The organism is Collinsella aerofaciens, assembly GCF_002736145.1.
GTDB lineage: Bacteria > Actinomycetota > Coriobacteriia > Coriobacteriales > Coriobacteriaceae > Collinsella > Collinsella aerofaciens_A.
The window spans coordinates 1823484-1836345 of the sequence record NZ_CP024160.1 but is presented as its reverse complement, the minus strand read 5'-3'; the positions used below and the strand labels follow the sequence as shown (position 1 = coordinate 1836345).

At 62.1% G+C, this 12862-nt stretch carries 7 protein-coding genes, 1 tRNA gene and 1 pseudogene; 1 reads left to right on the top strand and 8 read right to left on the bottom strand.

Features of this window, described 5'->3' with window-relative positions:
* Nucleotides 1-3: 3 nt before the first annotated feature.
* The 5 genes and pseudogenes from CSV91_RS08020 to CSV91_RS08000 all read right to left on the bottom strand — a co-directional run bounded on the left by CSV91_RS08020 (nt 4) and on the right by CSV91_RS08000 (nt 7854).
* Nucleotides 4-2886: a proton-conducting transporter transmembrane domain-containing protein gene (locus tag CSV91_RS08020; protein WP_099432454.1), complete on the bottom strand. Its 2883-nt coding sequence runs from the start codon at nt 2884-2886 to the stop codon at nt 4-6.
* A gap of 287 nt (nt 2887-3173) precedes the next feature.
* Nucleotides 3174-3569 carry a helix-turn-helix domain-containing protein gene (locus tag CSV91_RS08015; protein WP_089573462.1) on the bottom strand — a complete coding sequence of 132 codons (396 nt, stop codon included), beginning with the start codon at nt 3567-3569 and terminating at the stop codon, nt 3174-3176.
* 449 nt (nt 3570-4018) lie between these two features.
* Nucleotides 4019-6049, bottom strand: a complete 2031-nt coding sequence (gene bilR / locus CSV91_RS08010) for a bilirubin reductase, long form (protein ID WP_232049592.1) — start codon at nt 6047-6049, stop codon at nt 4019-4021.
* Nucleotides 6050-6345: 296 nt separating this feature from the next.
* Nucleotides 6346-7463 (bottom strand): annotated as a pseudogene (locus CSV91_RS08005) (IS1249 family transposase).
* A 314-nt stretch (nt 7464-7777) separates the two neighbouring features.
* Nucleotides 7778-7854, bottom strand: a tRNA-Met gene (locus tag CSV91_RS08000).
* A gap of 196 nt (nt 7855-8050) precedes the next feature.
* Here CSV91_RS08000 and CSV91_RS07995 point away from each other — a divergent pair.
* Nucleotides 8051-8824 (top strand): type III pantothenate kinase, encoded by a 774-nt coding sequence (locus CSV91_RS07995; protein ID WP_157758015.1) that lies wholly within the window; start codon nt 8051-8053, stop codon nt 8822-8824.
* Nucleotides 8825-8923: 99 nt separating this feature from the next.
* Here CSV91_RS07995 and CSV91_RS07990 read toward each other — a convergent pair whose 3' ends face one another.
* The 3 genes from CSV91_RS07990 to folP form a co-directional block, all read right to left on the bottom strand.
* Entirely contained in the window at nt 8924-10120 is a 1197-nt protein-coding gene (locus CSV91_RS07990; RefSeq protein ID WP_099432450.1) for an ATP-binding protein, read from the bottom strand.
* A 252-nt stretch (nt 10121-10372) separates the two neighbouring features.
* Nucleotides 10373-11074: a hypothetical protein gene (locus tag CSV91_RS07985; protein ID WP_099432449.1), complete on the bottom strand. Its 702-nt coding sequence runs from the start codon at nt 11072-11074 to the stop codon at nt 10373-10375.
* The gene (folP, locus tag CSV91_RS07980) at nt 11075-12817 is read right to left on the bottom strand and encodes a dihydropteroate synthase (protein ID WP_099432448.1); all 1743 of its coding nucleotides are present in this window, start codon (nt 12815-12817) and stop codon (nt 11075-11077) included. It abuts the gene before it with no gap.
* Between the last annotated feature and the right edge of the window lie 45 nt (nt 12818-12862).

Sequence of the window (12862 nt, the reverse complement as noted above, 5' to 3'; positions counted from 1 at the left end):
CTCCTAAATAAATACGTCGACGAGGATGGGCATAAGGTTGAGCAGGCCAAACACCAGCGCCACGCCCCAGCCGAGCTTAAAGCAGCTGCGCCAGGTGCTGCGCGCGAAGGTGTTGTCGATCAGCACCTCGACAAAATACGTCGCAGCCATCACGACCAGGGCGACGACCCAGCTCACGGGGTTGTCCCAAACAAAGAACATGCCCACCCACATCAAAAACAGCACGGTCTCGCACCAGTGCATAAGGGTCATCTTGGCCAGCGTGCCGCCGCTCATCTCGGTGGCGACGCCTTGGACGATCTCCTGATGCGCGTGATGCGAGTACGAAAGATCGAACGGCGACTTGCGCAGCTTGATGGTGAGCACCGCAAGCAGCGCGAGGAAAATGGGCGCGCTGTACACGATGATGGGGGCCGACTGCCCCGTCACGGCGATGGAATCGAAGCTGTCGGTGGCGAGGTACAGGCCCACGCTCATCAGCAGAACGGCGGGCTCGTAGCTCATAACCTGCAGCAGCTCGCGATCGGCGCCGACCTGCGCAAACGGGCTTTGCGTCGAGGCGGACGCCAGCACCACAAAGATCGCGGCGAGCGTCACCATAAAAGCGCACAGCAGCGTGTTGGAACCCGACACAAAGATGCCGCCGCCTACCACGGTAAAGATGAGCGCACATGCCATATAGGTATCGTCCATGGTGTTTACGCTGGCAGGGGCCTTGCGCAGCAGTTTGGCAACGTCGTAGAAGGGCTGCAGCAGGCGCGGACCCACGCGGCCCTGCATGCGAGCCGAAAGCTTACGGTCAAGGCCGTCGACCAGGCCGCCCACAAGCGGCGCCAGCAGGGCAAACGCCACGGTACCAATAAAGATGCCCACGACACCCGAACCTTCAAAATACTTGCCGCGCAACACCGAGGGCGCGCTCATGGCAAGCCGCTCGGGCCCAATCCACGCGCAACACAGCAGCGCAAACAAGATAATGCTGCAGCACACGACGCTACCCGCGGGGCCAATACGCTTCTCGCCAAGGGCGTCCTCCGAGTACCAATTGCGCTTTTCGGCCTTCACCTCGTGTCCCATCGAGCCGCGGAAATGGCGGTAATTGTCGGTTCCCACACCCGAAAGATATACGTTTACGTGCGGTTTGTTGCTCACGCGGAATGAAGTCAGCAGCACCACGGCGATAAAAGCCACGATAACCACCATCAGATACATGGAGTCCCTGCCAATAACGTACGGCACGCGGCCAAACACCATGGCCAAGTAAGGCGACACCAGACCGCTCGAGATAACCGGGAACGCCACGCAGCACAGAATCAGCAGCGCGGCGATGGTATTGAGCGCCATCCATTCGGTCTTATGGACATTGACCTCGACGTTTTGGGCCGTGGGGTCGACGCCCGAAAGCTTGGCAAGCCACTTGCCCCAGAAGAAGAACGTCGCGGCCGAGCCAAAGGCAAGCACCATGATCATGAGCACGTTGCCGGTCTGCGCAAACGCCACCAGGGCGCCCCACTTGGACACGAGCATGCCAAACGGCGCCACAAACATGCCCATGATGCCCAGCATCATCAGGCGCGTCAGGTGCGGCATGCGGCTGAACATGCCGTCCATGTCCTCGATATTGCGGCTGCCGATATGATGCTCGGCCGTGCCCACGCACAGGAACAGCAGCGACTTTGCCACCGTATGGAACAGGATCAGGAAGATAGCGGCCCACACAGCCTCGGGCGCGCCGACGCCTAGGCAGGCACTGATGAGGCCCAAGTTGGAAATGGTGGAGTACGCGAGCACGCGTTTGGCGTTGCTCTGCGAGATGGCCATGAGGGCAGCGAGCAAAAACGTGACGGCACCCACACTCGTGACCATAAAGCCGGTCACAGGATAGATGGCATAGAGCGGGCTCAGCTTGACCATCAGGAACACGCCGGCTTTGACCATGGTGGACGAGTGCAGCAGAGCGCTCGTAGGAGTGGGGGCAACCATAGCACCGAGCAGCCAGGTGTGGAACGGCATCTGTGCGGCCTTGGTGAGCGCGGCGAGCGACAACAGAATGACCGGCATCACCAGCAGCGCGGATTGCGCGGTTCCGGCGCCGGAAAGCTCGATCATGCCCGAGATGGTCAGCGGCATGCCGTTGACGTGCAGAAACATAAGGCCCGCCAAAAACGCGATGCCGCCCAGCATGTTGAGGATGATCTGGGTGAAGGCGTTCTTGATGGCCTCGGGCGTGCGCGTGTAGCCAATCATAAGAAACGAGCACACGGTGGTGATTTCCCAGCCGCAGAACAGCCACTCGAGGTTGTCGCTCGTCACGATGACGAACATGGCCGAGAGGAACAGGAACATAAGCGCCAGGAACTGCGGGCGGCGGTCGGGCGCGGTCTGCCCGCGCAGCGCAGCCTCGTGCTCGTCGTGGGCCTGGAAGTCCTTCATGTAGCCCAGGGCGTACACGCAGATAAGGCTGCCGACAATGCCGACGGCAAGCACCATGATTACACTCATGTAGTCCAGGTAGAGCGGCGTCGCCGTGACGGCTTCGGCCGCGGGCAGCGCCATGGCTGCAAAGGCGAGCGAGCCCACCAGCTGGACTATGCCGAGCACCGTGGTGAGCGCATTCCTATATTTGAACGCGTTGTACAGGATGACGGCGCACAGGATGGCGTCGATGGCGGAGCTGATGATCGAGAGCACATGCGAGGTGCCGGGGGCAACCTCAAAGCTCTGCGGACCCGTGCCAAAAAACATGACGGCGACTACAACTGTCACCGCCATAATAATGCCGGAACCTATGAGCCCCACCGCATCGCGGGCGCGGTCACCGCGCGCGAGCAGCATGCCCAGCGCCGGTACCAGCGGAAACAGGGTAAGGAAATACAGTAGCGTCATACCATCACTCCCCCATGCAAAAACGCTGCAATTGTTTAACGTTATAGCTCAGTTGAGGAGTAGCGACGGCGGGTTTTCGGTCAACTGGGGAGTTTTAGGCGTACGGGGTAAGGAGTCTGTCCGCTTTGGAGCAGAGAGGCGACGCTCCCCCTATCGCGGCGGCGGGCGCACGGGCCACTGCGCGCGGTTTATTAACCACTTTGGAGGATGTTCCAGTAGGCTCACGACGGTCCAAAAAGTTGGCGCGGCAAGAAAAATGCGCCCCTGTGGGCGCACCATCCCGTTCGCTATTCCGCTTTTTTAACGCGCGGCTTGCGACCGCGCGGCTTATCAACCAGCGCGGACTCACCGCTCTCGCGATACTGGCGGCACCAAGCCTTGACCGAAGACTCGCTGGGAATCTTGTGCTTGATCATGGCCTCGCGAACCGTTAAGCCGTTTTCCAAGCGGTCCTTGACCACGGCGAGCTTAACTTCGTACGAATAGGTGTGATGATGCGAACCGGCGTTGAGAACGGCGTCGGCACCGCCCACGGCATACGCGCGGGCCCACTGACGAGCCGTGGCCTGGGGAATGCCAAGCTCCGCGGCGAGGGCGCGATGACCGACCCCCTCTTGGAGGATCTCGACGGCGCGCTGCCTAACCTCGGGCGCATGCGTGCGAGTCCTAGTTGCTTCCGACATACCTGCCACTTCTTAGCCTTAACCGTTAATCTGCTTTCTTACGTGCAAGTTAGATAGTAGCATTTTACTGTTTGCTCAAAGCAGTTAATTAAAATAGACGCGGTGTTATCTGGGCATTTGGCACCAATTTACGACATTTCTTTATCGATTATTTACGCTGGTAGCTGACTCGCAGCTAATCGCCGTTCGCTTGTCAACAAAATTGGCATCTCGTTATGTCCTTTGGCATAGAGGATATAGTTATTAACCCCTCCCCCAATAATTTTGAGTAATCGGCAAGGCAGTAGACGTCCTTACTCCTCATGATTACCGCGCATTGCCATCCACCGGAGCAAAACAAAAAGGGCGGAGCCTGCTGCGCTTGCAGGCCCCGCCCCGGTTGACACCCGACGGGACACAGCCGGGCGAGACGGATCCGTGCTACCGTCCCGCCTGGCCGCGATGTTCAACTACAGCTCGTTGGCCGCGTGATACGCCGTGCGAATGGCGCTCGCAATGTCGGCGGTGCGCTCGCCCGAGCAGTCGCCCACGCAGGTCACGGGCACCGTCACGCCATCCAGGTCAAACGCGTTGGCCTTGGAGCCCACGGCCATCACCACGTAATCGCAGGCGATCTTCACCGGCTCCTCGGCACCGTCCTCGGTGGTGCGAACAGCTTCCACACCCTCGTCGGTAATGGCGGTCAGGCGGGTCTTAACGTGCTGCTCCACGTTGTGGGCGGCAAAGTCGCTCATAATCAGCGGCAGAATGGTCTCGGACTCGCCTGCGGCAATCTTGTCGAGCATCTCCACGATCGCCACCTCGCAGCCGTGTTGCAGCAGGTACTCGGCAGTCTCGGTGCCCACCAGGCCACCGCCAATGACGGCGACGCGCCCGCTGAGCTCCACCTTGCCGGCCAGCACGTCCCAGCTCGAGACGACCTTGTCTGAGTCGGCGCCCGGAACGGGGATGACCACGTCGTGCGCGCCCACGGCCACAATCGCGGCGTCGGCGGCGTTGAGGTCCTCTGCCGTAGCGGCATGGTTGAGCTCGACCTTCACGCCCAGGCCGGGCAGAATCTTCTCGTAGTACTCGACCGAACGCATGATCTCGTCCTTGCGCGGAGGCGCGGCCGCCAGCACAATCTGGCCGCCCAGATGGTCGCTCGCCTCGTAGACGGTCACATCGTAGCCACGCTTGGCCGCCACGCGTGCGGCCTCCAGGCCGGCGATGCCGCCGCCCACCACGGCGACCTTCTTGTCGCCCTCGCCCGGCTTAATGGCGACGGTCGCCTCGTCGCCGTTCTCGGCATTGAGCACGCACGAGATGTACTTGCGGTTTTGAATCGCGTCGACGCAGCCCTTGTTGCAGTTGAGGCACTCGCGAATGGGCTCACCCGTGGCAGCCTTCAGCGCAATGTCGGGGTCGCACATGAGCGAGCGGCCATAGGCGATGATGTCGGCCGCGCCGTCTTCCAGAATCTTCTCGCCGGCCTCGACCGAGACAACACGGCCGACGGTTGCCACCGGCACGGAAACCAGGGCCTTGACGCGCTCGGCCACGGGCAGCGTCCAGTTGTAGGGCATGGCACCCATGGGCGGAATGGTGTCGCCCATGTTGCCGGTGTGGTTGGCCTGTGCAACCTGGATCATGTCGATGCCCGCGCCCTCGAGCAGCTTGGCGAACTCGCAGGCCTCGTCGGGCTGCAGGCCGCCCTTGCCGCGCGGCGTGCCGTCGGGGTTCTCCATAATCACGGGGAGCTTGTACTCCACCATCAGCTGCGGCGCGGCTTCCTTAATGGCAGCGACGACCTCGAGCGCGTAGCGAACGCGGTTCTCGAACGAGCCGCCGTACTCGTCGGTGCGCTGGTTGAGGATAGCCGAGCACAACGAACCCACCAGGCGGTCGCCGTGGACCTCGATGGCGTCGATTCCGGCCTGCTGCGCACGGGCGGCCGAGGCGGCGATGGCCTCCTTAATCTGGGTGAGCTGCTCTACGCTCGCCTCGTTCACAAAGTGCTGCATGTCGTGGTGCAGCTTGGCGTATGCCTGATTGCGGATCTCGTTGGACTCGGCCATCTTGGCGGCAAAGGTCTCCTCGTCGCCGGCGGCCTTGGCCTCCTGCGCGGCCTTGGCGGCAGCCATGGAGCCCATGACCATGCGGCCGACACCGGGCACGTCGTACTCGGGGTGGAACAGCTGCAGCGCAACCTTAGCACCGTGCTTGTGGACGGCATCGGCCAGCGCCTTAAACGTGGGGATCTGAGCGTCGGTCGCCAACTTGGGCGTGGGGCTTGCGGTCATAACGGGAGCAACGTCGCCGATGACGATGTAGCTCACGCCGCCACGGGCCAGGCGCTCGTAAAAGGCCAGGCTACGCTCGCCGATGGAACCGTCACGCTCCTCGTAGCCGGTGGTCAGCGGCGGGAACATAATGCGGTTCTTGAGCTCAAGGGGACCAACCGTAATGGGCTGGAGCAGCTTGGATGCAGGTGCGGTCATGGACATTCCTCTCTTGTAGGCGCGGCGACGATGATGCCGCGTAGTTGTCTAGAGGATATGGCATGGGGGTACAGCAGCACAACGGAAATCGGCGGATAGCAGGTAGCGGTAGGTGGATGGAGCGGGGCGGCCCGTCGGTTTGTCTCGATCTGTAACAGTTACGCGGCAAAATCCGTCCCTCGTGTTACAGATTTAGACAAACCGTCCAGGCGGGGACTCAACATCTCAATCTGTAACACCTAGCTGCGGCTTATAGGACAAAATGTGTGTCCCGATAGAACATCCGTTTCCATCCATTAATCCAGCCAGAACGGGTACGGGTCCCTGTGGTGGAGATCCTCCCACACGGCCCTGTCGCCCCACTCCGGCCCTCCGTCCTCGCGCGACGGCGAGGCGGAGTAGACGCTGAACAGGAAGTCGATGTCCGCGTCGGTCGGCATCGCGGCGAGCTTCTCGCGCGCCGTCCTCGCGTCCCCCGAGTGCGCGTGGCACCACCGGAACACCGCCTTCACGCGCTTGACCGACGTCAGCCCCCGGTGGTTGCGCAGGACGGCCCTCAGCTGCGAGTTCACCCCTCCCTCGATCATGTTGTTGGTCGACGGCAGCGGTCCGGCCTTGGCCAGGGCGGGGTCGAGGCAGGTGAACAGCGTCCCCGCCGACACCAGCGACGACAGCACGAGCGCGCCCGCCTCAGCCTCTCGTGGGTGCAGGCCCTCCTGCCGTCCACCACGGTCCTGTCCTCCAGGAAGTCGGCCCAGAACCCGCACCAGTCGAGGTAGCGCTCGACCCAGACCTCGGCCTGGTGCGGCGTCTCGATGCCCATGAGGTCGCGCGCGATGAGGCAGAGCTCGCGCCCCGCCTGTAGCTTCGGCCGCGTCGTCGTGTAGCGCTTGACCTGCGAGAAGGCGTGGAAGGTGCATCTCTGGACCCTGGTGCGCGGCCAGGTCTCGCGCACGGCCTTGGCGAACCCGCTCCCGCCGTCGGTGACGACCACCTCGGGCGCCGGGATCGGCGCCATGAGGGCCGACCACGCCCTCGAGTTCTCCGACCTCGCCATGTACCAGGAGACCGCCCTCTCGCCGCTGCAGCATATAAGCACGACGAGGTCGCGCGCGACCCAGATCCCGTCGACGTAGAGCACGCGGTGGAGCTCGCCGTCGGGGACGGGCATGGGCCAGACCTCCCAGAACTCGGCCGTCCTGCGCCTGAAGGACCGCCCGCCGCCCGGCATCGCGGCCTGCGAGTCCTTCGAGAGGAGCCACCCGAGGAACTCCTCGAGCCTCGCCGCCGTGTCGTCGTAACTCAGCGTCGTCGACGCGCCGCAGGCCGTGCACCTCCACCGCTGGGACCCCGACGAGGTCCTGCCGTTGCGCTTGGTCCGACCGCCGCAGCAGGGGCAATAAACGGCCTTCATGGGCACCTCTTCCGAAAGGGTGTTTAACGGTTCCGGAAAAGGTTATCTACCTGCGGGAACGATAGGCAACCGGACACACATTCTGTCCGGGCGGTTAAAAGCGGGCACGGAATTTAAACGGCTGAAAAAGGGGCATCGACCTGCGCCGATGCCCCCAAAGTGGACACACATTTTGTCCTATAAGCCCTAGCTGCCCAAATCGGGTCTAGATGTTACAGATCGAGATTTTGTTTGAGAGGTTGGGAATTGGGCTGAGAGAACAGTCCCGGAATAACAAAAAAGCTCGCCGGCTAGGCCGACGAGCTGCAAGTTCTTGGTCGCGGGGGCAGGATTTGAACCTACGACCTCCGGGTTATGAGCCCGGCGAGCTACCAGACTGCTCCACCCCGCAATGTCTGGGCGCCTCATGTGCGCAAGAAAGAATATTACGCGGGAGTTCGGTAAACGGCAAGGAAAATCTCGTAGAGCATAATTCCTTCATATTTAAACCCCTCGGCCCCCATCACCGTAAACGAATCGCAGCCGAGCGCCGTCGACGGCACGTATACAATGGTGCGCGTCCTTTTATGCCGACACCGGGAGTAGACATGCTGCTCGCTATCGATATGGGAAACACGCAGACGGCCATGGGCCTGTTTGACGGAGACGAGCTGGTGCAGTCGTGGCGCATGCCCACCGACCGCTCCTATACCGCCGACGAGATCCACGTGCGCCTGATGGGCTTCTTTAAGATGTACGACCTCTCACTCGATGCGGTCGACGCGATTGCCTTTGCTGGCGTGGTGCCGCAGCTCTCGCGCGAGTGGCACGCCGTGGCCGACCGCATCGCGGCGGACGCCATCGTCATCGGGCCGCAGACGGCCGCCGTGACCAAGCTGCGCGCGGCGCGCCCCCAGGCCGTAGGTGCCGACCGCGTTGCCAACGCCGTCGCAGCCGAGACTTTCTACGGCGCGCCGGCAATCGTGGTGGACTTTGGCACCGCGACAAATATCGACGTCATCGATGAGGACGGTTATTACATTGGTGGGGCGATCGCGCCGGGCATCCGCATCTCCATGGACGCGCTTGCCACCCGTGCCGCTAAGCTCGCCAGCGTGCCGCTCGAGGCGCCCAAGCACGCCATCGGTCGCGACACCGAAGAGTGCATCAAGGTCGGCGCCGTGATGGGCGCCGCCGCCATGGCCGAGGGCCTGGTCGCGCGCATGAAGCGCGAGCTGGGCCGCGAGGACGCCACCGTTATCGCCACGGGCGGTCTCGCCGGCATTGTCGCCGATTCGACCGATGCCTTCGACGTGGTCGACGGGCAGCTCACCATCAAGGGTATCTGCGAAATCTACCGCCGCATGCAGGAGCAGGGGTAGAACGGGCGCCAAGTCGTGCGCGCCAGCTCGCAGCAACCAGCCGCCAATCCTATTCCTCAAAACCGAAAATTTTTCAGTTTTGAGGAATAGGATTTTTTGCTACGCCTCACCGCACAGCCACCTCGCCAAGTCCACGATCTGCACTCCGTCGCGATCCGTGGCCTCGTGATGCGTGCGAGCGAGAATCATCTTGGGATACGCATCGCCAATGCTCAGCAGTGGCGAAATCTCGCGTTCAAATGTCTTGTCCGAGCTGATGTCGTCGCTCACCTGAATGTAGAGTTTCTCGCTCCGCTTGATTGCTACAAAGTCTATTTCCTTTTTATAGAGCACACCGACGTATACCTCGTATCCGCGGCGCAGCAGCTCGATGGCCACCATGTTCTCGTATACGCGTCCCCAATCCATATCACGTGTACCAAGAAGCGCATATTTAAACGCATGGTCCGCCAGGTAATACTTCTCGCCGCTCTTAAGGTATTTCTTACCGCGAATGTCGTATCGACGAACTTTATAGAAGGCAAACGCATCGCACAGGTACCCCATGTACGTGCCGACCGTCTTGTTCGTAATCTTTAGCCCATCCGCATTTAATGCGTCCGTAATGTTGCGCGCCGACGTAATGTTGGAGACGTTGTCCATCATGTAATCGGCAATGCGTAGCAGCGCCGATTCGTTTCTCACGTTATGCCGTTGCACGATATCTCTCACAATGAGCGTCTTGAAGACGTTGGAGAGATATTGATAGCGCTGCTCCTGCAGTGGATAAGGGTACGAGCCAGACATACCGCCGGTTCTCGCGTACTCACCGAAGTCGCGGTCGACCTCGCCCTCGTCGCCATAGAGACGATACTCCTCAAACGAGAATGGGAAAACCTCGATCTCGAAGGTGCGCCCCGTAAAGAGCGTCGACAGATCGCTCGACAGCAAAAAGGCATTCGATCCGGTAATGAATATGTCGTACTGCTCGGATGCGTGAAGGCTATTGATCGCACGCTCAAAACCGTCGCACATCTGAACTTCATCGATAAGCAGAAAGTTTTGTTTGCCGGACACTCGATGCTCTTTTACATAGGCGAGCAGCGCGTGATATTCGAGCAGGCTCTCGAACTCATCGAGGTTGTAGTTGATATGGATGACATTCGAATTGGACAGATTTGCCTCCACGTAATCGCGGAGGGCCTCGAGCAATTTTGACTTACCGCTACGGCGAATGCCCGTTATGACCTTGATATCCGGTACGCCAATAAGGCTCGTCAACGTGTCCATATATGACGTTCTATTGATGAGTTTCATTGGTGCCTCCCTGCGGTCTTCTATCGCTATTCCTCAAAAACGAAAATTATTCAGTTTTGAGGAATAGACTCTGCAACGAATATACCTCGTTAAAGGCCGAGCTGGCTTAATTCTATTCCTCAAAATCGAAAGATTTTCAGTTTTGAGGAATAGGGCGCTGGCAACCCGTTCCCCAAACAAGCGAAGCCCTCCCCGGTGCAGGCCGAGGAGGGCTTCGTTGTCATCGTTATCTTTGAGCGCGGGCGCTACGCGTTACAGTCCGCGAATCCGTACGGCCTCGGGCGGAAACTCCTGCTCGCCGGCATCGGTCTTGATGGTCGCGCGGCCCCAGATGTCCAGGCCCGCAAACACACCGACCGCAAGCGGCAAACCGTTGGGCGACACCGCCGCGACCTGACGACCCAGCAGTGGCACCATGTCAAAATACTCGCCCAGCACCGGAGCCAGCGGGCCGGCGGCACCCTGCGGTGTGTTGGCGGCAACCGCCCAGGCGCCAACGCGAGCGAGCACCGCCGCGGCCAGCGCCTCGACCAGCGCTTCGTCGGCCACATCTACACCGAGCTCGCTCAGCGCCGAACGCTCAATATCCACCGTCACGGCGCCGAACATGCCCGCAGCACCGGCACCGCCGTTCACGGCAACACGCGCGAGTGACGTCTCAAACGCAGGCGTACCGCACACGATGTCACTCGGCCACTGGATACCCACCTTACCGGCAAGCCCCAGGCCCGGCGTCGATGCCGTGCCCACGAGCGCGTCCATCATGCCCATCGCGGCCACAAACGGCAGGCCGTGGAAGGCGTGCATATTCACATCGGGGCGCACAACCAGCGAAAACGTCAGCAAAGCATCGCCCGCGCTCCACGCGCACCAGCCCGCGGACACGCCCTCGCGGCCCGCGTCACGCGCCGCGTCGAGCTCGGTGCCGGCGGCAACAGTATTCATCTCGATCATCTACATACGCCCCAATTCGCCCACGATATGGCCCACGCGATCCTCGGGCTCCTTGACCTCGACGCCGTTGTAGCGGAAGAACCGCGCCGGGTCGTGCATCAGATCCTCGAGCGGCACCAGCACAAAGTCGCGCTCGCCGATCAGCGGATGCGGCAGGCGCAGCTTTTTGCCGCCGTGGGTCTCGCCGTCCATCCACAGCAGGTCCAAGTCGATGGTGCGCGGGCCGTTGGCCTTGGCCTTTTTGGAACGGTCGCGGCCCAGCTCGGCCTCGATCTTCATGAGCTCGTCGAGCAGCACCAGCGGCGCCAGCTCGGTCTTGATCTCGATGACGGCGTTGGCAAACGCGTCCTGTCGTGTCTCGTAGGCCGGCTCGCTCTCGTAGATCTTGGAGGAGTTGGACACGCAGGTGAGTGGAATCTCGGCGATCATGTCGCGTGCGGCGCGGATGTTGTCACAGCGATGCCCCAGGTTGGAGCCCACGGCCACAAACGCGCGGCGCGGCTGCGGCTTGGCAACCGCCCAGTAGCCGTTCAGGAACTGCGCAAAACCCGCGGCGTCGTGCACGCGCACGATGTTGGCACCGGCCTGGATGGCGCCCAGGCACACGCCAAACGTAGCGGCATCGCGCTCGGCGGCCTCGGTCACGCCCGAGACGGCGCCCACAAAGCGCTTGCGTGATACGGCGCACATGAGCGGATAGCCCAGTGACGCCATCTTGGCAGTCTCGCGCTGGATGACGATGTCCTCGTTGGCCGTCTTGCCAAAGCCCGGACCGGGATCGATGCAGATGCGGTCGCGCGACACGCCGGCGTGGATGAGCGCGCGGGCCTGGTCGGACAGAAAGCCCATGACGCGGCGCATGATGGGCGCCGAATCGGGCAGGGTGAAGCGGCGGAGCTGCGAGGTGGGCACGTAGGCTTCCTCGCGGCGGGCGCTGCGGCGCATCATGGCGGCCAGGTGGTCATTGGGCTCCGATGCGGCCTCGGTGGCTGCGGGCGCGGCCTCGGGCGCGGGCGCGACGGCCTCGGCGGCAGTAGCCTGCTCGGCGGCGGGCGCCTCCTGCTCGCTTGCGGGCTCGGTCGCGGGCTCAGGTTCACCAAACGGCAACGAGGGCTGCACCACGCCGCCCGGAAGCTTGGCCTCCGGCTTAGGCTCGCCCAGCAACTTGCCGCGACGGCGACGGGCTGGCTTCTCGGCCTCGCGCGCGGCCTCGGCGGCCGCTTCGCGTGCCTTCTCGGCAACAAACGCCGCAGCCGAGGTATCAAGCTGCACCGTCGCGTGCGTTCGGGCGGGTGCGGCGACCTCGCCGGCGTGCATTACGATGACGCCGCAGGTGCTCGTCTTAACAAACTCGACCATCTTGGGGTCGGTGAAGCCGGTCACGTCGTTGACGATCGAGGCGCCGCAGCGCACGGCCGCCTTAGCAACCGCCACGTGGCGCGTGTCAATCGAGACGATGGCGCCCTCCTTGGCCAGTGCGCGCACCACGGGCAGCACGCGGCGAGCCTCCTCGTCGGGGTTGACCGGGGTAAAACCAGGGCGCGTGGACTCGCCGCCTACGTCGATGATGTCGGCGCCGGCGTCGAGCATCGTCAGGCCATACTCGATCGCGGCGTCCGGGTCGAAGTGCTCCCCGCCATCGCTAAACGAATCGGGCGTCACGTTGAGGACGCCCATGATGCGCGGACGGTCAAAGCTGAGCTCGTACTTTCCGCACCGCCATGTCTTGCTGTCGTTCGCCATGAACATCCTCCTAAAATGCCCACGCCGCCGAGCTTGGGGAGCTGG

Excerpts from the sequence above, each read along its gene's own strand:
- CSV91_RS08020 (WP_099432454.1), bottom strand. The coding sequence starts at position 2,886 with ATGACGCTACTGTATTTCCTTACCCTGTTTCCGCTGGTACCGGCGCTG.
- CSV91_RS08015 (WP_089573462.1), bottom strand. The coding sequence starts at position 3,569 with ATGTCGGAAGCAACTAGGACTCGCACGCATGCGCCCGAGGTTAGGCAG.
- bilR (WP_232049592.1), bottom strand. The coding sequence starts at position 6,049 with ATGACCGCACCTGCATCCAAGCTGCTCCAGCCCATTACGGTTGGTCCC.
- CSV91_RS07995 (WP_157758015.1), top strand. The coding sequence starts at position 8,051 with ATGCTGCTCGCTATCGATATGGGAAACACGCAGACGGCCATGGGCCTG.
- CSV91_RS07990 (WP_099432450.1), bottom strand. The coding sequence starts at position 10,120 with ATGAAACTCATCAATAGAACGTCATATATGGACACGTTGACGAGCCTT.
- CSV91_RS07985 (WP_099432449.1), bottom strand. The coding sequence starts at position 11,074 with ATGATCGAGATGAATACTGTTGCCGCCGGCACCGAGCTCGACGCGGCG.
- folP (WP_099432448.1), bottom strand. The coding sequence starts at position 12,817 with ATGGCGAACGACAGCAAGACATGGCGGTGCGGAAAGTACGAGCTCAGC.